The 19,922-nt window shown below is 66.8% G+C and carries 21 protein-coding genes; 7 read left to right on the top strand and 14 right to left on the bottom strand.

Going from position 1 to position 19,922, the window contains the following annotated elements:
- Positions 1 to 79: 79 nt before the first annotated feature.
- Both CQW49_RS10885 and CQW49_RS10880 read left to right on the top strand, forming a co-directional pair.
- Entirely contained in the window at positions 80 to 907 is an 828-nt protein-coding gene (locus CQW49_RS10885; RefSeq protein ID WP_003609899.1) for a tetratricopeptide repeat protein, read from the top strand.
- A 213-nt stretch (positions 908 to 1,120) separates the two neighbouring features.
- Positions 1,121 to 1,303, top strand: a complete 183-nt coding sequence (locus CQW49_RS10880; protein WP_003609901.1) for a hypothetical protein — start codon at positions 1,121 to 1,123, stop codon at positions 1,301 to 1,303.
- A gap of 334 nt (positions 1,304 to 1,637) precedes the next feature.
- Here the strand turns inward: CQW49_RS10880 and serA are convergent, their stop codons facing one another.
- Both serA and CQW49_RS10870 read right to left on the bottom strand, forming a co-directional pair.
- Complete coding sequence (serA, locus tag CQW49_RS10875) at positions 1,638 to 3,224, bottom strand: phosphoglycerate dehydrogenase (protein ID WP_003609903.1); 1,587 nt, start codon at positions 3,222 to 3,224, stop codon at positions 1,638 to 1,640.
- A 118-nt stretch (positions 3,225 to 3,342) separates the two neighbouring features.
- Positions 3,343 to 4,515 (bottom strand): phosphoserine transaminase, encoded by a 1,173-nt coding sequence (locus CQW49_RS10870; protein WP_003609906.1) that lies wholly within the window; start codon positions 4,513 to 4,515, stop codon positions 3,343 to 3,345.
- Between the two features lie 150 nt (positions 4,516 to 4,665).
- On the opposite strand from CQW49_RS10870, the gene CQW49_RS10865 reads away from it, so the two are divergent.
- Positions 4,666 to 6,057, top strand: coding sequence for a M48 family metalloprotease (locus CQW49_RS10865; protein ID WP_003609908.1), 1,392 nt, complete (start codon positions 4,666 to 4,668; stop codon positions 6,055 to 6,057).
- Positions 6,058 to 6,062: 5 nt separating this feature from the next.
- Here CQW49_RS10865 and CQW49_RS25115 read toward each other — a convergent pair whose 3' ends face one another.
- The 7 genes from CQW49_RS25115 to sdhC all read right to left on the bottom strand — a co-directional run bounded on the left by CQW49_RS25115 (position 6,063) and on the right by sdhC (position 10,804).
- Positions 6,063 to 6,413 carry a hypothetical protein gene (locus CQW49_RS25115; protein WP_003609910.1) on the bottom strand — a complete coding sequence of 117 codons (351 nt, stop codon included), beginning with the start codon at positions 6,411 to 6,413 and terminating at the stop codon, positions 6,063 to 6,065.
- 122 nt (positions 6,414 to 6,535) lie between these two features.
- Positions 6,536 to 7,324 (bottom strand): succinate dehydrogenase iron-sulfur subunit, encoded by a 789-nt coding sequence (locus CQW49_RS10855; protein WP_003609912.1) that lies wholly within the window; start codon positions 7,322 to 7,324, stop codon positions 6,536 to 6,538.
- Positions 7,325 to 7,349: 25 nt separating this feature from the next.
- The gene (locus tag CQW49_RS10850) at positions 7,350 to 7,787 is read right to left on the bottom strand and encodes a type II toxin-antitoxin system VapC family toxin (protein WP_003609914.1); all 438 of its coding nucleotides are present in this window, start codon (positions 7,785 to 7,787) and stop codon (positions 7,350 to 7,352) included.
- Positions 7,784 to 8,023, bottom strand: a complete 240-nt coding sequence (locus CQW49_RS10845; RefSeq protein ID WP_003609916.1) for a FitA-like ribbon-helix-helix domain-containing protein — start codon at positions 8,021 to 8,023, stop codon at positions 7,784 to 7,786. The genes CQW49_RS10850 and CQW49_RS10845 overlap by 4 nt, the downstream gene beginning before the upstream one ends.
- A gap of 40 nt (positions 8,024 to 8,063) precedes the next feature.
- Positions 8,064 to 9,896 (bottom strand): succinate dehydrogenase flavoprotein subunit, encoded by a 1,833-nt coding sequence (gene sdhA, locus CQW49_RS10840; protein WP_003609917.1) that lies wholly within the window; start codon positions 9,894 to 9,896, stop codon positions 8,064 to 8,066.
- 54 nt (positions 9,897 to 9,950) lie between these two features.
- Positions 9,951 to 10,331 (bottom strand): succinate dehydrogenase, hydrophobic membrane anchor protein, encoded by a 381-nt coding sequence (sdhD, locus tag CQW49_RS10835; RefSeq protein ID WP_003609918.1) that lies wholly within the window; start codon positions 10,329 to 10,331, stop codon positions 9,951 to 9,953.
- Between the two features lie 62 nt (positions 10,332 to 10,393).
- Entirely contained in the window at positions 10,394 to 10,804 is a 411-nt protein-coding gene (gene sdhC / locus CQW49_RS10830; RefSeq protein ID WP_003609919.1) for a succinate dehydrogenase, cytochrome b556 subunit, read from the bottom strand.
- A gap of 407 nt (positions 10,805 to 11,211) precedes the next feature.
- On the opposite strand from sdhC, the gene CQW49_RS10825 reads away from it, so the two are divergent.
- The 3 genes from CQW49_RS10825 to CQW49_RS10815 all read left to right on the top strand — a co-directional run bounded on the left by CQW49_RS10825 (position 11,212) and on the right by CQW49_RS10815 (position 13,505).
- Complete coding sequence (locus CQW49_RS10825) at positions 11,212 to 11,889, top strand: response regulator transcription factor (RefSeq protein ID WP_003609920.1); 678 nt, start codon at positions 11,212 to 11,214, stop codon at positions 11,887 to 11,889.
- Between the two features lie 112 nt (positions 11,890 to 12,001).
- Positions 12,002 to 13,144, top strand: coding sequence for an alanine racemase (gene alr / locus CQW49_RS10820; protein ID WP_003609921.1), 1,143 nt, complete (start codon positions 12,002 to 12,004; stop codon positions 13,142 to 13,144).
- Complete coding sequence (locus CQW49_RS10815; protein ID WP_024749774.1) at positions 13,119 to 13,505, top strand: hypothetical protein; 387 nt, start codon at positions 13,119 to 13,121, stop codon at positions 13,503 to 13,505. Before alr ends, CQW49_RS10815 begins: the two co-directional genes overlap by 26 nt.
- A gap of 414 nt (positions 13,506 to 13,919) precedes the next feature.
- Here CQW49_RS10815 and CQW49_RS10805 read toward each other — a convergent pair whose 3' ends face one another.
- Together CQW49_RS10805 and infA are read right to left on the bottom strand one after the other, a co-directional pair.
- A complete protein-coding gene (locus tag CQW49_RS10805; protein WP_003609923.1) occupies positions 13,920 to 14,558 on the bottom strand; it encodes a Maf-like protein in 639 nt (212 codons plus the stop codon).
- A gap of 28 nt (positions 14,559 to 14,586) precedes the next feature.
- The gene (gene infA / locus CQW49_RS10800) at positions 14,587 to 14,805 is read right to left on the bottom strand and encodes a translation initiation factor IF-1 (RefSeq protein ID WP_003609924.1); all 219 of its coding nucleotides are present in this window, start codon (positions 14,803 to 14,805) and stop codon (positions 14,587 to 14,589) included.
- Between the two features lie 358 nt (positions 14,806 to 15,163).
- Between infA and CQW49_RS10795 the strand changes: the two genes are divergently transcribed.
- Entirely contained in the window at positions 15,164 to 17,164 is a 2,001-nt protein-coding gene (locus CQW49_RS10795; RefSeq protein ID WP_003609925.1) for an acyltransferase family protein, read from the top strand.
- A gap of 18 nt (positions 17,165 to 17,182) precedes the next feature.
- On the opposite strand, the gene CQW49_RS10790 is transcribed toward CQW49_RS10795, so the two are convergent.
- The 3 genes from CQW49_RS10790 to CQW49_RS10780 are packed head-to-tail and all read right to left on the bottom strand — an operon-like array spanning position 17,183 to position 19,902.
- Positions 17,183 to 17,968: a sulfite exporter TauE/SafE family protein gene (locus CQW49_RS10790; protein WP_003609926.1), complete on the bottom strand. Its 786-nt coding sequence runs from the start codon at positions 17,966 to 17,968 to the stop codon at positions 17,183 to 17,185.
- 10 nt (positions 17,969 to 17,978) lie between these two features.
- Entirely contained in the window at positions 17,979 to 19,664 is a 1,686-nt protein-coding gene (locus tag CQW49_RS10785; protein ID WP_003609928.1) for a bifunctional protein tyrosine phosphatase family protein/NAD(P)/FAD-dependent oxidoreductase, read from the bottom strand.
- A gap of 34 nt (positions 19,665 to 19,698) precedes the next feature.
- A complete protein-coding gene (locus tag CQW49_RS10780; RefSeq protein WP_003609930.1) occupies positions 19,699 to 19,902 on the bottom strand; it encodes a YgaP family membrane protein in 204 nt (67 codons plus the stop codon).
- Between the last annotated feature and the right edge of the window lie 20 nt (positions 19,903 to 19,922).

The following is a 19,922-nucleotide window of genomic DNA, read 5'->3' as shown; positions in this document are numbered from 1 at the left end:
TGTCAGAAAGTCGAAGCCGGATATGATGGCGTTTCTTCATCGGATTGCGTCGACGGCGCGGCCCGGCGGGCGTCGCGGGATGCGGGGAGCCGCGTTCGGCTGCTCCCTCGCCTGCCTCTTTCTCATCGGCTCGCGCGCGCTCGCCTTCGACGCGTCGGAGCCGCGCAATGTCGCCGCGGTCGCCGCGCCGCTGCCGATGTTCAAGGATCCGCGCGCGGCGCTGCGCATCGGCCTCGAGAATTATCACGCCGGCAACACGAAGAAGTCGCTGGAGGCGTTGCGCTACGCCGCCGACGGCGGAGAATCGCTCGCGCAATGGAAGCTCGGCCGCATGTATGCGGACGGCGACGGCGTCGTGCGCGACGACGCCAAGGCCTATTCCTATTTCTCCAAGCTCGTGGAGCATTTCGCCGAGGACGAGCCGAGCCCGCGCGAGCGGCTGATGGCGGCCGGCGCCTTCGTCGCCGTCGGCGTCTATTATCTCGAGGGCATCGCCGCGGCGCAGATCGCGCCCGACGTCGGCCACGCCTTCGATCTCTTCCGCTACGCCGCCACCTATTTCGGCAACGCCGATGCGCAATATAATCTCGCGCGCATGTATCTCGACGGCAATGGCGTCGCCAAGGATGCGCGCCAGGCCGCGAACTGGCTCGATCTCTCCGCCCGCAAGGGCCACGCCCCGTCGCAGGCGCTGCTCGGCCATCTCTTGTTCAACGGCGAGGCCGGCGGCCCGCCGCAGCGGGCGCGCGGCCTCATGTATCTGACGCTGGCGCGCGAGGCCGCCGGCGACCGGCCCACCGATCAATGGATCGTCGATCTGCACGCCGCCGCTCTGTCCCGCGCCGCCGACGCCGATCGTCGGGCGGCCGTCGCCATGCTCGAATTCTACCTCGCCCACCGCGACTGAGCGCGCTACCATGACGCAAGCCCAACCGAGCCGCGCCATCCGCGTCTCGGGAGCGATCGCGCGCGCCCTCGCTCGCGTCTGAGGCGGCTCTGCGAAATCTCGTCGCGCGCGCTCATGCCACATTGTATCGGCCGAAGAGTTGGTGTAGGCTTCACGCCGATGCGGCGCATCGAGTAACAACAAATAACACACCAAAATTCGGAGGATCGTCACATGTCAACCATCGGACACAGCAGCTCGGAAATCGGCAAGACCGTTCTGTGGATGGTCGGAATTGTCGCCTTCGTCATCATCATGCTGACGAAGGTTCCGGACTGGATTTCTCCGGCGGGCACCAACGGAACGGGCAATGGCACCGATCCGGGCGTCGGCCGCACCGTGAAGATGATTCAGTAACGACGATCCTTCGCCTATCCGACTGCGGCTTCCTTGCTGAAGCCCACGGCTTGGCGTTGATCGCCGACTTGTAAAAGTCGACACTCGATCCGCCTCCTCCGCCTCGTTGTCGCGACAATGGGGCGGAGCGAGGAGGAATCCGACGCCCGCCGAGCGAGCCTTCGAGGCGCGCAGTGAATGCGGCGATCGGACCATATACCCACCCCACCAGTGATCTGTTTCGAGAGCGAGCCTGAAGGCTCGCGGTCCCTGGCCGCATCTGGACTGCGAGCCTTCAGGCTCGCTCTTTGTGCACTCATGCTCTGATGCGCGCCGGAGAGAGCCTTGGCTCCGATCAGAATTCGAGCGCGGCGGCGAAGCGCACGCCGGGAAGCGCGGCGATCCGCGCCATTGCTCGTTCCGGCGCCGGCTCATCGACGCCGACGAGAGCCCGCGCCGAGCCGCCGGGTCGATCGCGACCGAGAGCGCAGGTCGCGATATTGACGCCCGCCTCGCCCAAGAGACCGGCGAAGAGCCCCATGAAGCCGGGCCTGTCCTCGTTGGACACGAAGATCATGCGCGGCGCGAACGCCGTCTCCAGCCGGACGCCATCGATGGCGACGATGCGCGGCTCGTCGTCGTGGAACACGGTTCCCGCGAGCGAGCGCTCTCCCTCTTTCGTCCAGGCCGTCAACGTGATCAGCGACTCGTAGTCTCCGCTCGCGCTGCGCGTCACCTCGTCGACGACGACGCCACGCTCTTTGGCGATCACCGGCGCCGAGACCATGTTCGTCTCCGAGAGAATCGGCCGCAGCAGACCGGCGAGGGCGGCGGCGGTGAGCGCCTTCACATTGCGCGCGGCGGCGGCGCCCTCGTAGATGATCGACACATGCTCGAAGGACCCACGCGCGGTCTGGCCGACAAAAGCGCCGAGCCGCTCGGCGAGAGCGATATAGGGCGCGAGGCGTGGCGCTTCTTCCGCATTGACCGAAGGGAAATTGACCGCGTCGACAATCTCGCCGCGCGTCAAGAAATCGGCGATGCGTTGGGCGATCTGCAACGCGACCTTCTCCTGCGCCTCGACCGTCGAGGCGCCGAGATGCGGCGTGCAGACGACATTCTCTCGTGCGAACAGCGGATTGTCGCCCGCCGGCTCGATCTCGAACACATCGAGCGCGGCGCCGGCCACATGGCCCGCATCGAGCGCCGCGGCGAGCGCCGCCTCGTCGACGAGCCCGCCGCGCGCGCAATTGACGATGCGCGCGCCGCGCTTCATGCGCGCGATGCTCTCCGCGTTCAGAATATGGCGCGTTCGCGCGGTCAGCGGCGTATGCAGCGTCACGATGTCGGCGCGCGCGAGCAGAGCTTCGAGCGCGACCGGCTCGACGCCGAGCTCCTCGGCGCGCTCGGGGGTGAGAAAGGGATCAAAGGCGATGACGCGCATCGCGAGGCCGAGCGCCCGCGTCGCGACATTGGCGCCGACATTGCCGCAGCCGATCACGCCGAGCGTCTTGCCCGCGAGCTCGACCCCCATGAAGCGGCTCTTCTCCCATTTGCCGGCGCGGGTGGAGGCGTCGGCGGCGGGAATTTGCCGAGCGAGCGCCATCATCAGCGCGATCGTATGCTCGGCGGTGGTGACGGAATTGCCATAAGGCGTGTTCATGACGACGACGCCGTGCGCCGTCGCCGCGCCGACATCGACATTGTCGACGCCGACGCCGGCGCGGCCGACGACCCGCAGCCGGCCGGCCCGCGCCAGGAGATCGGCGTCGACCCGCGTCGCCGACCTTATCGCCAGCGCGTCATAGTCGCCGATGGCGTCGAGGAGATGGGCGCGGTCCCGGCCGAGGTCGGGCCGGAAATCCGCCTCCAGCCCATGCGCGGCGAAAATCTGCAGCGCGGAAGGCGACAGCGAATCGGAGACGAGCACGCGCGGCGCCATGGCGGCCTCCCTGCGGCGCGAGGCCGCGCACCGCGAGCAAACCCGCGGCGACCCGCCCCCCGATCGCGTCACACCCGCGTCGTCCCCACTATCAGAATCGCGATCGACTCGCCGGCTTTCAAGCCGCCTTGGCCATTTGCGAGCGCGCCTCGGCATAGGCCCAGTCGATCCAGCGGGTCAGCGCCGTGACATCGCTGGTCTCGACGGTCGCGCCGCACCAGATGCGCAGGCCGGGCGGCGCGTCGCGATAGGCGCCGAAGTCGAAGCCGGCCCCCTCCTTCTCGATCAGCGCGACGATCTCCTTGGCGAGCGCCCATTGCGCGTCGCGCGAGAGAGCGGCCACCGCCGGCTCGCCGAAGACGAGGCAGACGCCGGTGTTGGAGCGCGTCGCCGCATCCTGGGCGAGATGGGTGAAAGCGGGGGTCGTCTCCACCCAGGCGGAAACGGCGGCGGCGTTGGCGTTCGCCCGCGCGAACAGCGCGTCGAGCCCGCCGATCGACTTCGCCCATTTCAGCGCGTCGAGATAATCCTCGACGCAGAGAAGCGAAGGCGTGTTGATGGTCTCGCCCTCGAAAATGCTCTCATTGAGCTTGCCGTTCTTGGTGAGGCGGAAAATCTTCGGCAAGGGCCAAGCGGGCGTGTAGCTCTCCAGCCGCTCGACGGCGCGCGGCGAGAGGATGAGCATGCCATGCGCCGCCTCGCCGCCCAGCACCTTCTGCCAGGAATAAGTGACGACATCGAGCTTGGCGAAATCGAGCGGCTGCGCGAAAGCGGCCGAGGTCGCGTCGCAGATGGTGAGGCCCTTGCGATCGGCCGGGATAAAATCGGCGTTCGGCACGCGCACGCCGGCGGTGGTGCCGTTCCAGGCGAAGACGAAATCGTTGTCGAAGTCGATTCTGCTCATGTCGGGCAATTCGCCGAAGGGCGCGACGAAGCTGCGCGCGCCGCCGGGCTTCAGCTGCTCGATGATATCGGTGACCCAATCGCCGCTGAAGCTCTCCCAGGCGGCGACGTCGACGCCGCGCGCGCCGATCAGCGACCACAGCGCCATCTCGACGGCGCCGGTGTCGGAGGCGGGGACGATGGCGATGCGGTGGTCCGCCGGGACGCGCAGCACCTCGCGAGTGAGGTCGATCGCTTCCTTCAGCTTGCCCTTGCCCGCGGGAGCGCGATGCGAGCGGCCGAGCGCCGCGCCAGCGAGATTCTCCAGCCGCCAGCCCGGATGCTTGGAGCAGGGGCCGGAGGAAAAACGCGGATTAGCCGGCTTCACGCCGGGCTTTTCGATTGCCATTTCAGTGATGCCTCCCCGGGCGCAGAATTTTTCGAGCCTGCGCTACGCGCAACACGCCTTCGCGTCAAGCCGGAGGGTAGAGGCGCATGGCCGCGGCCCGAGCGGCCGCTCCCATTTGCATTCCGTCCCCGCTTCCACCACTCTCCCGCCATGCGTAACCGCAGCCGTCTCCGCGCCTTGCTGTCCGGCCTTCTCGCCGTCGCCCTCGCGGCGCCCGTTCGCGCGGAGGACGGCCCCAATGTCTCCATCATCCGCGACGCCGAGATCGAGCAATTGCTGCGCGATTACACCAAGCCCGTGCTCGAGGCCGCCGGAATCCACACCGGCGCGGCGAGGATCATCCTCGTCGGCGATCGCTCCTTCAACGCCTTCGTCGCCGACGGGCAGAAAATCTTCGTCAATGTCGGGGCGCTGATCGAGGCCAAGACGCCCAATGAGATCATCGGCGTGCTCGCTCATGAGAGCGGCCATATCGCCGGGGGCCATCTCGCGCGCGGCCGCCAGGAACTGGCCCGCGCCGCCATTCTCTCCGTCGCCGGAATGCTGGCCAGCGCCGGCGCCATATTCGCCGCCCGCGGCGCCTTCTCGCGCCCCAATGCTTCTGTCGGCATGGATTCGGGCGGCGCCGTCGGCATTCTGATGGGCCCGCAGGAGGCGGTGAAGCGCTCGCTGCTCGCCTATCAGCGCGGCGAGGAGCAGGCCGCCGACCGCATGGCGGTGCGCTTCCTCACCGCGACGCGTCAATCGGCCAAGGGCATGCTGGAGACGTTCAACCGCTTCGCCAGCGAGACCCTGTTCAAATCGTCGACCATCGATCCCTATCTGCAGTCGCATCCGCTGCCCAATGAGCGCATCTCCAATCTGCGCCAGGCGGCCGAGCAATCGCCTTTTTTCGAGACGCAAGACCCGCCGGCGCTACAGGCGCGGCATGATCTGATGCGCGCCAAGCTCATCGGCTTCACCGGCGATGTCGGCGAGGTGGGGCGTCGCTATCCCGTCTCCGATCTGTCGCTGCCGGCGCGCTATGCGCGGGTCATCGCCGACAATCGCTTCGGCCGGCTGGACGAGGCGCTCGCCGGCGCCGATGCGTTGATCGCGGCGCAGCCGAAGAACCCTTATTTCTGGGAGCTGAAGGGGCAGTTTCTGCTGGAGGCCGGGCGGGCCGCGCAAGCGATCGCGCCGCTGCGCAAGGCGGCCGGGCTCGCCGGACCGAACGCCACGCCGATCCGCGTGCTGCTCGGCCATGCGCTGGTCGCCTCGGACAACCCCGCTTATACCGACGAGGCGATCAAGGTGCTGGCCAACGCCACGCAGCGCGACGAGGATTCATCCGAGGCCTGGGAGTTTCTCTCCATGGCCTATTTCCGCAAGGGCGACGGCGCCAAGGCGCAGCTCGCGGCGGCGGAAGGGCTGTTCGTCGCCGGCAAATATATAGAGGCGCGCACCCAGGCCTCGCGCGCGCAGACGCAGTTCAAGGAAGGTTCGCCCGGCTGGCTGAAGGCCGATGATATTCTGACCTATCGCCCGCCGGGAAGCGAGTAATGCCCTCAGAAGGGCATGCCGACGCCCATGCCGCCGTTGGAGTTCATATTGACCGGCGCCTTGCCGAAGCGGGGCGAGTCGTCGCGCTTTTCTTTCGGCTTCGGCGGGGATTTGCCGGGCGACCAGCCCTCGAGCTCGCCGAACTGCCGGTTCTCGCCCTTGGCGTTCGGCGCGTTTTTGCCATTCGCGGCGCCGCTGTCGGCGGCGGCGCTCTGCGGCTTCGCTTTCTTGCCCTTGGAATGGGCCGGGGCGCCGAGCGCGCTGGTGTCGAGCGTCCAGTCCTGCGCCGAGACGGCGGTCGAGACGCTCGCCAGAGCGAGCACGGCGACGAATGTTACATGCGGGCGCAATCGCATGATGACGACTCCACGAGAATGTCCTGCTCGCGGGAACATGACTCCTCGCGTCAGGAAACACAAGCTGCGCCTGCCCGCGAAGGTTTCTGCACTGCGTCGCGAGCGTGGCGGCGATGCGGCGCTCACTCCTTCTTCGTGTCCTGGGCGATGGCCAAATTCTTCAGCTCGGCGATCGCCGTGCCCGGCCGCAGTCCCTTGGGACAGGCGTTGGAGCAGTTGAGAATGGTGTGGCACCGATAGAGGCGGAAGGCGTCGTCGACATAAGCGACGCGGGTTTCGGTCGCCTCGTCACGCGAATCCGCCACCCAGCGCTGCGCCTGCAGCAGCGCCGCCGGGCCGAGGAAGCGGTCGGAATTCCACCAATAGCTCGGACAGGAGGTCGAACAGCAGGCGCAGAGGATGCACTCATAGAGCCCGTCCAGCTTGTGGCGGTCCTGAGGCGATTGCAGCCGCTCCTTCTCGGGATCGGGGCTCGAAGCTTGCAGCCAGGGCTCGATGGCGGCGTGCTGGGCGTAGAAATCGGTGAGGTCGGGCACGAGGTCCTTCACCACCGGCATATGCGGCAGCGGATAGATTTTGATCGCGCCCTCGATCTCGTCCATGCCCTTGGTGCAGGCGAGCGTGTTGAGCCCGTCGATGTTCATCGAGCAGGAGCCGCAAATGCCCTCGCGGCAGGAGCGGCGGAAGGTCAGCGTCGGGTCGATCCTGTTCTTGATCCACAGGATCGCGTCCAGCACCATCGGCCCGCAATCGTCGAGATCGACGAAATAAGTGTCTATGCGCGGATTCGCGGAGGTGTCCGGATCGAAGCGATAGATGCGGAATTCTCTGAGCCGCGTCGCGCCTTCCGGCGCCGGCCACACCTTGCCCTCGACCGGGCGGGAGTTTTGGGGAAGGACGAATTCGACCATGTTTGAAGCTCACCTTCCGCGGGGTTCACATTGGTTCGTGCGAATCGAGGACGCGGTCGATCGAAACGACGCGCTCGGCATAGGCCGTGCCCGCGCACTTTCTAGCAAGCCGCGCATCGGCTGTCGCCAGTCGGACGCCTCTTTGCTCTGCGGCGGCGAGATAGACGCAATCATAGACAGGATGCTCGAGATCGAGCCCGATTTCCAGCGCGCGGTTCATGAAACGAGTCGAAGGCTCGAGCGCGTCGAAGAAGCTGGATAGTGAACGCAGCGCCTGTGCAGCTTGTGATCCGTCGATCTCTTTGCGGCGGTTCTTTTTCCACAGCACATTCGCCACCTCGATCTCGATGAGGTCGGGCGCAAACAATATCGGCGCCTTCAGCAACAGAGACGTCGCATGCTCGTGACCGGGCTCCGCCACCAGCCATTTGACCGCGACTGAGGCGTCGACGACAAGAATCACCGGTCGCGATCCTCTCGCAGCAATTCAACGCTGTCGGTCTGAGGAATGTCCTTCGGGGTCATCGCCGCGATACGCTTCGCGAGGAGATAGCGGTCCTCGGGGCAAAGAGGCGCAGCGAGGGCGCTCTGGAGAAGCGCCGCCGCCTCCTCTTCAAGCGTCCTCTGATGCAGGGCCGCTCGCTCCTCGATCCTCGTGACCATCTCGTCGCTGATGGTTCGGATGGTGATCGCGTTCACGATGACACGCTCCCGAGTTCAAGCCGTCATGCGGCGCGGCTCAATAAACCCGCGCCTTCGGCTCTATATAAGCCACCTCATCGGACAGAGTGTAGCTGTGGACCGGGCGATAATCGAGCGCCACCGTCTTGCCCGCATCGTCGATCGAGGCCAGCGTGTGCTTCATCCAATCGGCGTCGTCGCGGTTCGGGAAATCCTCGCGGGCGTGGGCGCCGCGGGATTCGGTGCGGTTCTTCGCCGAGTCCATCGTCACCACCGCCTGGACCAGCAGATTGTCGAGTTCCAATGTCTCGACGAGATCGGTGTTCCAGATCAGCGAGCGGTCGGTGATCTTCAGATCGGCGCTCTCGCGCCAGACCGCGTGGATCGCCTGCGAGCCTTCCTCCAGCACCTCGCCGGCGCGATAGACGGCGCAATGCGATTGCATCACGCGCTGCATCTTCAGCCGCAGCTCGGCGGTCGGCGTGCCGCCGGCGGCGTGGCGGAACTTGTCGAGCCGCGACAGAGCGAGATCGGCGGAATCGGCCGGCAGCTCCGGCTGCGCCTCGCCCGGCTTCACCACCTCGGCGGCGCGATGTCCCGCGGCGCGGCCGAAGACGATGAGATCGACCAGCGAGTTGGAGCCGAGGCGATTGGCGCCATGGACGGAGACGCAGGCCGCCTCGCCGATCGCCATCAGGCCCGGCACCACGACATCTGGATCGTCGCCGACGCGGCGCAGAACCTCGCCGTGAAAATTCGTCGGTATGCCGCCCATGTTGTAATGCACGGTCGGCAGCACCGGAATGGGCTCGCGCGTCACATCGACGCCGGCGAAAATTTTGGCGCTCTCGGAGATGCCCGGCAGGCGCTCGTGCAGGATCGCCGGATCCAAATGCTCGAGATGCAGATGGATGTGGTCCTGCAGCTTGCCGACGCCGCGGCCCTCTCTGATCTCCACCGTCATCGCGCGCGAGACCATGTCGCGCGGCGCGAGATCCTTCACCGACGGCGCATAACGCTCCATGAAGCGCTCGCCCTCGCTATTGGTGAGATAGCCGCCCTCGCCGCGCGCGCCCTCGGTGATGAGGCAGCCGGCGCCATAGATGCCGGTCGGATGGAATTGCACGAACTCCATGTCCTGCAACGGCAGGCCGGCGCGCAGAACCATGCCGCCGCCGTCGCCCGTGCAGGTGTGCGCCGAGGTCGCGGAAAGAAAAGCGCGGCCATAGCCGCCGGTGGCGAGCACGGTGAGCCCGGCGCGGAAGCGATGAATGGTTCCGTCGTCGAGCTTCAGGCACATGACGCCGCGCGTGGCGCCGGATTGATCCATGATGAGGTCGATGGCGAAATATTCGACGAAGAAGCGCGCGTCATGGCGCAGCGCCTGGCCATAGAGCGTATGCAGCATCGCATGGCCGGTGCGGTCGGCGGCGGCGCAGGTGCGCTGCGCGGGCGGGCCCTTGCCGAAATCCGTGGTCATGCCGCCGAAGGGGCGCTGATAGATGCGGCCGTCCTGCGTGCGCGAGAAGGGCACGCCCCAATGCTCGAGCTCATAGACCGCTTCCGGCGCGTTGCGGCACAAATATTCGATCGCGTCCTGGTCCCCGAGCCAGTCGGAGCCCTTGACGGTGTCGTACATGTGCCACTTCCAATCGTCCGGGCCCATATTGCCGAGCGCCGCGGCGACGCCGCCCTGCGCTGCGACCGTATGCGAGCGGGTCGGGAAGACCTTGGTGACGCAGGCGACGCTCAAGCCCGCCTCGACGCAGCCGACGACCGCGCGCAGCCCCGCGCCGCCCGCGCCGACCACCACCACATCGAATGTGTGGTCGATGATCGGATAGGCCCTGCCGCCGATGTGCGCCGTCGTCGTCTCGCCATTTGCAGACATTTTTTTCCTCGTCGAAAGAAGGACGCCTCGGCGAAAATAAAGGGCGCGCCGCGTTCAGCGCGGCGCGGCGATGATCATGATCGACAGCGTCCAGCTCGCAGCGATGGCGACCGTCAGCCATTTGTTGATCTGCAGAGCTCTGGCCTTCAGCGCTTCGTCATGGACATAGTCCTCGACGATGGTCTCCATGCCGAGCCGCGCGTGATAGGAGGCGATGCAGATGAAGGCGATCAGCGTGATCGCCGGAAGCGGCCGGCCGAGATGCGCGCGCGCCGCCTCATAGCTCTGGCCGGAGAGATTGGCGATGAACCAGACCGACAAGAGCCCGAGCGGCGCCAGCGCGCGGGCGCTGTGCCGCATCGCCAGCGCATGCAGCGAGCCGGAGCGATCGGATGTGAAGGCGGCGCCTTTGCCGCTGCGCCCGCTCTCGAACATGGCTTTCCTCCATAGGGGCCGCGCGTGGCGGATGAAGAATGGGTGTGACGCGGCCCGTCCGCTCAGGAGAGCGCGACGGCGATCCACAGGCCGAGGGTGAGCGCGACGCCGCCGCCGAGCGTCGCCTTGGCGAGCAGCTCGCGGCCGGGGCCGTCGAGATAGAGGCCGCGATCCCAGATCGCATGGCGCACGCCGCCGAGCAGATGGTGGAACAGCGCCCAGCTGAACAGAAACAGGAAGGCGCGGCCGATGAGCGAATTGGCGATCCACGCAACGGTGGAGAAGGCCGAAGGCCCGAGCGCGAGGCCGAGCAGATAGAGCGCGAGCAGGATCGCGCCGGCGTAGAGCGCCGCGCCGCTGATGCGGTGCGCGATCGACATCGCCATGGTGATGATCGGCTTATAGACGGAAAGATGTGGAGAAAGCGGCCGCGCGGCGGCGAGCCTTTCGCTCACGGGATCGGCCTTCGCCATGCTCGTCCTCTCTTTCCCAAGTCCCCGCTGAGAGATAATTCAATCGCGCCGCCCCTGCAACAACGCATTCGCGAAGCAGGGGAAAGCCTTCGTCGGCAAGCTGTATCGGATGCGCTGCGCAAAGGGCCTGCGCGAATCTTTTTGCGGCGCCGCAACGTCTTTTGAGTCAAAATGCGTTCCCATCGCCGCCCGATCTGTTAACATATCTGAGCCGACGTCGCGTAGAGGCCAGCAGGCGCAGGCGAACGGTCCGAGGAGCGTCGATATTTTTCGACGCCTCGGCCTAGAGTGCGAGTTGCGTTTCATATTGACGAATGCGTCGGACCGTCGGGCAATTTTTTCCCGGCGGCAGGCGGCCTGTCGGCCTCGATGATTACTTTTTCGTCCACTCATCTCGAGAGCGATCTATGAATTACGGTGAAACCATCCATATCTGCGGCATCGATCCCGTCGTTCGGACCTCCCTGAAATCCATATTGGAAAAGACCGATTATCGCGTCCGGCTGCATGACGACGCCGGGCGTTTCTTCGAAGCCGTCGAGCCCGAGGCCCGCGGCTGCGTCCTCGCTTATGTCGACATGCCCGATCTGATCGGCCTCGATTTTCTCGAGACCGCCAAGGAGCATCGGATCGAGCTGCCCATCATCGTGATCACCGGGCAGGCGAATGTGCGCGGCGCGATCCAGGTGATGAAGGAGGGCGCCTATGATCTGCTCGAGCTGCCGCTGAGCGAGGAGAAGCTGGTGGCGGCCGTGCAGCAGGCGATGACGCGACGCGCCGACTTCCGCGCCTATCGGGGACGACCGCGCCTGACGCCCGGCCGTCTCAGCACGCTCACCAGCCGCGAGAACGACGTGCTCGCCGGCCTCGTCGAAGGCAAGCTCAACAAGGTGATCGCGCATGAGCTCGGCATCAGCGCGCGCACGGTGGAGACGCATCGCTCGCATATCATGACCAAGATGCGCGTGAAGAGCGTCGCCGATCTGGTGCGCATCTCGCTCGGCGCCCCGCGGCACGATCCGAGCCGGATGGTGCCGCCAGCCGCGCGTCAGATGTCGGTGGAAATCTCCGACAGCCGCCGCTGATCCCGGGGGAAGGCCGGAAGAACGAGAAAAAGCTCCGGAGCGTGGTCGCGGTCCGCATGGCGCATGCAATACGGCCATGCGGACGCCACGCTCCGGCGCTACAATATGGTCCATGCGAATCGATCGATCGGCGAGAGCGCCTACGAACGAATCCGTCCCGGCGCGGGCGGTCGCGACGCTCTGCGTCGATCTCGCGGCGCTGGTCGCCAATTGGCGCCTTCTCGCGGCGCGGGCGCCCGGCGCCGATTGCGCCGCCGTGGTCAAGGCGGACGCCTATGGGATCGGCCTGGAGCCGGCGACGCGCGCGCTCGCGGCCGCCGGCTGCCGCACATTTTTCGTCGCAACGGCCGGGGAGGGCGAGCGTCTGCGCGCGGTCGCGCCCCGCGCCATCGTCTATGTGCTCGAGGGGCTGCCCCAGGGAGGCGCCTTCACGCTCGCCGCGGCGCGCCTGCGCCCGGTCCTCGCCTCGCTCGAGGAGATCGGCGAATGGGGCGCCTTCGGCCGCTCGATCGGCCGGCGCCTGCCCGCCGCGCTGCAGCTCGACACCGGCATGAACCGTCTCGGCCTCTCGCCGCGCGAGGCGCCCGCCGCCGCGGCGGCGGCGCAGGACATCGAGCTGACGCTGGTGATGAGCCATTTCATCTGCGCGCAATGGCCGGACGACCCGCGCAATGCGCGGCAGATCGCCGCCTTCGAGGCGGCTCTCGGCTGCTTTCCCGGCGCGCCGGCCTCGCTGTGCAATTCCTCCGGCGTTTTTCTCAGCGAGAAGCCGCATCACGACCTGCTGCGTCCCGGCTATGCGCTCTATGGCGGCAATCCGACGCCTCTTTGCCCCAATCCCATGCGGCCGGTGGTGCGGCTGGAGGCGAGCGTCCTCGCCGTGCGGGAGATCGCCGCCGGCGAGACCGTCGGCTATGACGGCGTGTGGACTGCGGCCCGCCCGACCCGGCTGGCGACGCTCGGGCTCGGCTATGGCGACGGCCTGCCGGCGGGCGCTTCCTCCGGCCCGGGGCGCGCCGGCGCCGAGGCGGTCATCGGCGGCTATCGCTGTCCCCTGGTCGGGCGCGTGTCGATGGATTTCGTCATGCTCGACGTGACCGACATTCCCGAAGCCATCGTCCATCGCGGCGCGAGCGCCGAAATTCTCGGCGAGACGATCGGGGTGGACGAGCTGGCGGCGCGCAGCGGCACCATCGGCTATGAGATTTTGACCCGGCTCGGCCGGCGGTATGAGCGGCGCTATATCGGCGGCTGAGGAGACTCAGGCGCCGTCGGGCGAAGGCGCGTCACGGCCGAGGATCAGCGGAACGCTCGCCTCGATCGGCGCCGCGCTCCTCGATCCTCTGATTGAGTCCGCCCTGAACAGAATTAACGATGCTTTGCGTTTCCTGCAGCGCGTCGACGCGCACATCGGCGCGCATGAGCTTCAGCTCGACCTCGAGGCTGCGCAGGCGCTGGTTCAGGGCGTTGATCGCATCGGCGAGCTTCTTCTGCGCTTCTTGCAAGGATTTTATATTCTCGATGACTTGCAGATGCTCGGCGAGCTCCTTCGCCGCTTGGGCGATCTAGTCACGTCCCAGCATGCTTCGACAAAGCTCCAGCGACAGAACGGCTGATATAATCGAGATGCGCCTGCGGGGAATCGAGTCGTTCCGCGCAGACCAAGGCAATCGCTTCGGTCTTGATAAGCTCATAATCGGCGTCGGCGAGCTCGGTCTCGGCCGGCGCGCTCGAAGAACCGGCGAGGACGTAGAAGACGTCGTCCCCCCGTCCGGCTGCACGAAGCCGAAGCCTTTTCCCACGTCGAACCATTTCACCCATTGCGGCGCGACGGCTTTCGTCAAGCCGGCCAGCCTTTTCAGGGCCGCCGCCAGTCCCTCGTCCCGCGCCGCAACGGCGGCGCTCTGTTCGTCGTCGGAGGTTTTGCCTGTGGACATCGGGCGCAGACCCTTTCTGGGATTACGCACAAGCTAATCGCCGAAAGTGAAAATATCCACCGATATTCCGCCGGCCTCGCCCTGCGTGAGCCCTCACGCCTTCTCGAACCACGGCGTCAGCACCGGATAGCCCTCTCCGGCCAAGAGCGCCGCGGTCTCGTAGAGCGGCAGGCCGACCACGGAGGAATAAGAGCCGATGAGCCGCACCGCGAAAGCGCCGGCGAGGCCCTGAATGGCGTAGCCGCCCGCCTTGCCGCGCCATTCGCCGGAGGCGAGATAGGCGTCGATCTCGGTCGCCGAGAGGCGCTTGAAGCGCAGCCGCGTCTCCACGAGGCGACGGCGCTCGGCGCGGCGCGGCGTCAGCAGAGTGACGCCGGTGAACACCCGATGCTGGCGTCCCGAGAGCAGCCGCAGGCAGTCCTCGGCCTGCTCGACATCCTCGCATTTGGGCAGGATGCGACGGCCGACGGCGACGACCGTGTCGGCGGCGAGGATATAGCAGCCCTCGAGCTCGGGCTTGTAGGCGATCAGCTTGACGGCGGCGGCGGCCTTCTCGCCGGAAAGGCGCTGGGCCACGCTGCGCGGCAGCTCGTTGCGCTGCGGAGTCTCGTCGATGGCGGTGGGCAGCAGAGCGTCGACCTCGAGGCCGATCTGCTGCAGCAGGGCGAGCCGCCGGGGAGAGGCGGAAGCGAGGGCCAGAAGCGGCCGCGCGGCGGTCGGATGGGACGTCACGGCGATCGGCTCCGCGCCCTAATGGCAATCATTTGAAACGATAAGTGATGCGCCCTTTGGTCAGATCATAGGGCGTCATCGCGACCAGCACCTTGTCGCCGGTGAGCACGCGGATGCGGTTTTTCCGCATCTTGCCGGCGGTATGGGCGATGATCTCGTGATCATTCTCGAGCTTGACCCGAAACGTCGCGCTCGGCAGCAGCTCGACGACGACACCGGGAAACTCCAGCAGTTCTTCCTTGGCCATGTGGTTCCTTCTTACGAGGCTCGCAGGCGTCGCGCGACCCTCCATAAGCGAAAGGCCCGCAACCGCGGGCGCAGCTCAGATATGGGATCGGAATCGGGATGCGCAAATCCGCGCGGGACCCTAAACGAGAAAGCGTGAATTGTGAACCTTCGTGCGAGGCCGCGGCGAAGAAACGCCCGCGGCCCCAGTCTCGCCCGGCTCCGCCGGGAGAATGGCGGTTTGCGTCGGTCGGCTTCGAGAGCCGAAAGCCCGCCGCCTCTCCGGCGCAGCAGGGGACCAGCGCGTTCCCCTTTCCCGGTCGCGAGCCGATCGACTATTGCCGGCTCCGCGCCAATAGACAAAAGCGAGGCCTCCCCGCGTGAAGAGAGAAGACTATCCCTATGTCGCCGGGCTGCGCGCCGTCGCGATCGCCGCCGTCGTCGCCTTTCACCTCGCGCCGGACACGGCGCCCGGCGGCTATGCGGGCGTCGACGCCTTCTTCGTCATATCCGGCTTCATCGTCTCGGGCTCCCTGCACAAATACGGCTTCGCCGGCGTCGGCGACTTCCTGCGCTTTTTTTACGCACGTCGATTTCGTCGCATCGTTCCGGCTCTCGCCGTCATGCTCTCGACGAGCTTCCTCCTCGCCGCGGTGTTCGTCCCGAACATGATGTTCGGCAGCAATATGCGCGCTGTGGCGACTGCGGCCTGCTTCGGCCTCTCCAATTTCGTTCTCGCGCGTGGAGCCGATTATTTCGGCACGGACGCCGCGCTGGACGCGTTCACGCACACATGGTCGCTCGGCGTCGAGGAGCAGTTCTATCTTATTTTTCCTGCGCTCTTCTTGCTCATGCGCCGATGGGCCGGCGCGACTCCTCTGCTGCTCGCCCTCGTTCTCCTGTCCTTCGCCTCGGGCTTCGAGCAGCGTGAAGGCGTCTTCTATTCGAGCCTCGCGCGCTTCTGGGAGCTCGGCGCCGGCGTCCTCGCTTACCGGATCGCGGCGGCGAAAGGATTGTTCGATCCCTTCGCCGACGCGGGCGCCGAGCGCATGCCGCTCACCGCGGCGGGGGTCGCGTTCCTGGCCTATGGCTTCTTCGTCTCGAAGCCCGAGAGCTTTCCGACGCCGGGCGCGCTCGCTCCGGTTCTCGGAATCTTGTGCCTCATCGGCGCGCTGCATGCGCGCAGGCCGACGAGCCTCGTCGGCCGGGCGCTCGTCAGCGGCCCCGCGCTTCGGCTCGGCGCGCTCTCTTATTCGCTCTATCTCTGGCACTGGCCGGTCATCGTGCTCTTCCGATGGACCGTCGGCGTCGACACGCCCGCGATGAAATTCGCCGCTCTCGCCATCGCCGTCGCGGCGGCGCTCGCCTCCTATCATTTCGTCGAGCAGCCCTGTCGCTACGGCCCATGGCTGCGCTCCGAGCGCCGCGCCATCGCGCTGTCGCTGGCGGCGCTCGCTGCGACATGGGGCGCGGTCACGCTGATGCGCATGGCGACCCCATGGCTGTCGGCGAGCGTCGTGGCGCGACATGCGCAAGACTGGCATCCGCAATTCGATACGGCAATATCTGAAGGCGCGTGCTCCGTCGCGATCGAGAAAGTCCGCGACGGCGAGGAGATCGTCGAGCGCATGACTCGCGTCGGCTGCGGTCCGTCCGAGTCGCGGACGTTGCACATCGTCGGCGACAGCCACGCCTGGGCCTATCACGCTTTCGCGGAGCTCTACGCGCTGAGAACCGGCGTGCGCGTCGTGCTGCGCTATGCGTCGGGCTGCGCGCTTCTGCATACGCTGCCCATCTCGGCCGATTGCCGCCGCCGGCTGCCGCGCTGGGCCGCCGCGCTCGCCGCCGATGCGTCGACGTCGGACGCGATCTTTCTGCCGGGGCTGCGCATATTGCGATATCGGCTGAACGGCGTCGACGCGCTCGCGCCGCAGACGCCGGATCTCGCGGAGCAGATGCGGGCTTCGAACGCGGTCGAGGATGCGCGCGCGGCGCTGCGCATTCTCGACCGGCCCGGACTGCATATTCTGGTCGAGGCGCCGAAGCCGGCGCACAGGACCACCGCCTTTCGCTGCGCAGATTGGTTCGACCGAAATAATCCGGCTTGCGCCGAAGGCGACCGCGTCGCGCGCGAGGAGGAGGAGGCGCATCGGCGTCCGGCGATGGAGATGCTCGCGAGCCTGAAGGCGGAATTTCCGCGGATCGAGATTTTCGATCCGCTGCCGGTCCTCTGCGAGGCGCAGGAGTGCGCTCTGCGGCGCGACGGGAAGCCGCTGTTCTTCGACGGCGATCACATCTCCGGCTTCGCCAATCTCGTGCTGCTGCAGCCGATCGGCGAAGCGCTCGCGCGCTTCGGCTTCCCGAGACCCGAAGCGCCCTGACGCGCCGCGCGTCGGCGCTCAGCCGAAGAGCAGCTGCGACTTCACCAGCATATAGGCGGCGACCGCGAAGACGACGACGGCGAAGGCGATGGTCAGCTGTCCCGTCTTCTTCGACATGCGCCGCGCCGTGGCGACGCCGAACAGAGTGCCGACGCCGCCGCTGCCGATGAGCACGAGAGCCAGGAACCAGTCGACGAGGCCGGAGGCCGCATAATTGAACGCCGTCGTCAGGCCGAAAATGGTGACGGCGACGAGCGAGGTGCCGACGGCGTTGATCATCGGCATGCCGGTGGAGCCGACGAGGCCCGGCACCACCAGCACGCCGCCGCCTATGCCGAAGAAGCCCGAGAACAGCCCGGTCACGAAGCCGGTGGCGCCGACTTTGGGCGCGTGCTCGAAAGTGCATTCGACCGCGGCGTCGCCCGATTTTCCGCGCCCGCGCAGCATCAGCACGCCGGTCAGGATCATCACGAAAGAAAAGAGGAAGAGCAGCTTCTGTCCGTCGAAGCTCTTGCCGAGAGTGGAGCCGACCGCGGCGCCGATGGTTCCCGCGGCGGCATACATGCCGCCGCAGCGCCATTTCACCGAGCCGGCGCGCGCATGATTGACGAGGCTGAAGGCGGCGTTGACGGCGACCGCGAAGGCGCTCGTTCCGATCGCGACATGCGGATCGGTCACGCCGACCACATAGACGAGCAACGGCACGGCCAGCACAGAGCCGCCGCCGCCGATGAGGCCAAGCGTGAAGCCGATGCCGCCGCCGCAGGCCGCGGCGATCACATATTGGACGAGCTCCAGGGTCACGCGTCCCTCGTCATTCGGCGGGTTGCGAGGAGGTCTCGAGCATGTGCGGCGCGCACAGCCATTCCTGGCCCTCGAGCATCATGTTCCAATAGATCGGCGGCAGCAGCCGCTCCTTCAGGAACCACGCCGCGCGCGACGGCTTGGTTCCGTCGATCAGCCATCCGGGGAAGCTCGGCAGCAGCTTGCCGCCATAGCCGAACTCGGCCAGCACGATCTTGCCGCGCTCGACGGTGAGCGGGCAGGAGCCATAGCCGTCATAGCCGACATGCGGCTGCTTCCCGTCGAGAACCGAAAGCACATTGATGGCGATCACCGGCGCCTGCTTGCGCGCGGCCGCGGCGGTCTTGGCGTTGGTGGTCGCAACGCCGTCGCCGAGCGCGAAGATGTTCGGATAGCGCGTGTGGCGCAGCGTCGTCGGATCGACGGCGATGAATCCGGTCTCGCCGGCGAGCGGGCTCGTCGCGATGAACTCCGGCGCCTTCTGCGGCGGCACGGCGTGCAGCATGGCGAACTCGCGCTCGACGCGCTGCTTGTTTCCGTCGGCGTCCTTTTCCTCGAAAGTCGCCACCTTCGCCGCGCCGTCGACGGCGACGAGCTTCGATTCGAAGCAGAGATTTATGCCGTAGCGCTCGACATATTTCATCAGCGCCGGAACATAGGCGGGCACGCCGAACAGAACCGCGCCGGCGTTGTGGAACTCGACCTCGATATTGCTCAGCACGCCGGCTCGGCGCCAGGTGTCGCAGGAGAGATACATCGCCTTTTGCGGCGCGCCGGCGCATTTGATCGGCATGGGCGGCTGCGTGAACAGCGCGCGGCCCTTTTGCAGCGACGTCGCCAGCTGATGCGTGTAGGGCGCGAGATCGGCGCGGTAATTGGAGGTGACGCCATTCTTGCCGAGCGTCTCGACGAGGCCGGGAATGGCTTCCCAATCGAGCTTGATGCCGGGCGAGGCGACGAGCGCGCGATAGCGCAGACGCGAGCCGTCGGCGAGAACGACCTCATTGGAGTCGGGCGCGAATTCGGCGACCGCCTGCTTCACCCATTTGGCTCTGCTCGGCATCACCGAGGCCATCGGCCGCCGCGTCGTCTCGGGCGTGAACACGCCGGCGCCGACGAGGGTGAATCCCGGCTGATAATAATGAGTCTCCGCCGGCTCGACGATGGCGATCGCGAGCGAGGGGCGGCGCTTCAGCAGGCTCGCCGCCGCCGCTATGCCGCCGCTGCCGCCGCCGACGATCACGACGTCATAGTCTCCGGGTCCGGCCCCGCGCTCGGCGGCGCGCGCGAGAATGCGCGCCTTCAGCGGCTCGAGGTCGACGCCGGCGCCTTTCGCCGCGGCGAGAACCGCGGCGGCGCCGAGCGTCCTCGCCTGAGAGAGCGCCCACAGCGCGCTGGCGCGGCGCCCCGTCTTGCAATAGCCGAGAACGTTTCCGCGCGTTCCCGCCAGCGCCGCGGCGAACGCGTCGACGGCGTCGTCGCGAAGATCGGCCATGGTCGCCGGAACATGCGTCGCGGTCATCCCCTGCGCCTCCGCCCAGCCGGCGACATCGGCGAAGCTCGGCTGGCCGGGCTCCTCATTGTCGGGCCGGCAATCGACGACATGGCGAAAGCCCTCGCGCGCAGCGCGGACGACATCATCCTGCGTGAGTTGCGGCGAAACGGAAAAGTCCGGAGTGAGCGCGATGAAGCCCATGACGAGTTCTCTCTTTGGAAGTCGAAGCGATGCGTCAGCGACGCGCGCAGGTGGAGACGCCCAGCAGGCTGTAGGCGGGGCAGGTGGAGAAGAGGCTGGTGAGCAGCGCGATGAGCGCGACGATTCCGAGCACGATGGCGAGCGTTCCGCTCAGATGGCCGAGCGCATAGGCGATGGCGATCGCGACGACGACGAGAAGGCGAAGGAGGCGATCGATCATTCCGACATTCTTGGACATGACGTCACTCTTTTCGTTGG

The organism is Methylosinus trichosporium OB3b (assembly GCF_002752655.1).
GTDB lineage: Bacteria > Pseudomonadota > Alphaproteobacteria > Rhizobiales > Beijerinckiaceae > Methylosinus > Methylosinus trichosporium.
This window is presented reverse-complemented; position numbering and strand designations above follow the sequence as displayed.